At 37.5% G+C, this 1,538-nt stretch carries 2 protein-coding genes; both read left to right on the plus strand.

The annotated features are described in order from the left end of the window. Positions 1-94: 94 nt before the first annotated feature. On the plus strand, positions 95-709 hold the full coding sequence (locus ACFIKN_RS07575) for a hypothetical protein (RefSeq protein ID WP_375658173.1): 615 nt from the start codon (positions 95-97) through the stop codon (positions 707-709). Between the two features lie 128 nt (positions 710-837). Next, a partial coding sequence (locus ACFIKN_RS07580) for an ERF family protein (protein ID WP_375658174.1) occupies positions 838-1,538 on the plus strand: 701 nt, incomplete at its 3' end.

The following is a 1,538-nucleotide window of genomic DNA, read 5'->3' on the forward strand; positions in this document are numbered from 1 at the left end:
TATAATAACGCAAAAGTTGGTGGTAATGCCATAGTAGCTGGCAAAACAGCATTTTATGGAAGTGATGCTATCTTAAGGTAGGGGCAAATAAACCATGGAAAAAAAATATGAACTTACTGATGAAACAACTGAGGTTGATGGCAAAACCCTTCACCGTATTCGTGCTTTAAGGGATTTTGATGATGTTAAAGCAGATGACCTAGGCGGTTTTATACAAAAAGAAGACAATCTAAGTCATGATGGCTATTGCTGGGTAGGCGATGATGCAAAAGTCTATGGTTATGCCAAGGTTTTTGGTGATGCACATGTTTATGGAAACGCTCGTGTAGATGGTCATGCAAGAGTTTATGACAAAGCCAAGGTTTATGGTGATGCTTATATTTATAACATTGCTGATATTTACGAAAATGCATGTGTTTTTGGTAGTGCATCTGTTACCGGAGAAACTAATATTTTTGGCAATGCTAGGATTTTTGGAGATGCACGTGTTTTTGCCAGTGCACAAATCTACGAGAATGCACAAGTTTCCGGTGGTGCATTTATTAGTGGAAAAGCTGAAATTTATGGAAATGCTAAAATCTATGACAATCCATTGATTTCCATCAGAGCAAAAGTTGGGGGAAATGCCAAAATCTATGGTGATGCATTTATTCATGGAAACGCAGAGATCATCAATGATGAAATCATCACAACGGGCGAGAAGCAATAATGGAAAAAAAATACGAACGACTAATCTTATAGTATCTCTATAAGCCGTTTCTAACCACACAAACAACTTTTAAACACCAGCGTGATTCACGCCACGGGGGAATTGCGCTCAAATAGGAGGAAATCAAGATGAGTGAACAAAACACTAACCTAACAGAAATTGAAGAAACGCATCACTTAGCGGTTAAACAAACTGCTATGGAACGTATTTTAAACAGAGCCTTAGAAAATGACGTCGATATGGACCGTCTCGAGCGTCTCATTGCCTTACGAGAAAAAGAAATAGAACGACAAAACTACGAAAGATTTGCCAGTGATCTTTCGAATATGCAAATAGAATATCAAAAAATACAAAAAAACTCTACAAACACCCATACAAACAGCCAATATGCAACCCTTGACCAGTACATTGATGCTGTAAAAAATACTCTTGCAAAACACCGATTTGCTTTGTTTTCTCGTATCAAAGAACAGAGTTCAGACAATATAATTATAGAAATGACTTTGACGCATCCGTCTGGAAATAAAATCTCAACAGAAGGAAAGTTTCCTTATGACACTAAAGGATGCAAATCAAATATACAATCGGTTGGTTCTGCAATCACATACGCACGCAGATATCTGTTAGGTATGCTTCTTAATGTCGTGAGTGAAGATGACGATACGGATGGGAACACACCTATTAAAAAGGCTTTTCCACAACAGATCAATGAAATCAGAAGACTTGTCGTACAAACCCAAACAGAAGAAGAAAAAATACTTGCTTATGTCAACGTCAAAAAGCTCGACGATATGTCTGAAGGACAAGCACAAACGGTATTACATCTTTT

This window comes from Bartonella sp. CL436QHHD (genome assembly GCF_042195105.1).
Taxonomy (GTDB): Bacteria; Pseudomonadota; Alphaproteobacteria; order Rhizobiales; family Rhizobiaceae; genus Bartonella.

Coding starts and splice junctions, on each gene's coding strand:
- ACFIKN_RS07575 (WP_375658173.1), top strand. CDS start 95: ATGGAAAAAAAATATGAACTTACTGATGAAACAACTGAGGTTGATGGC.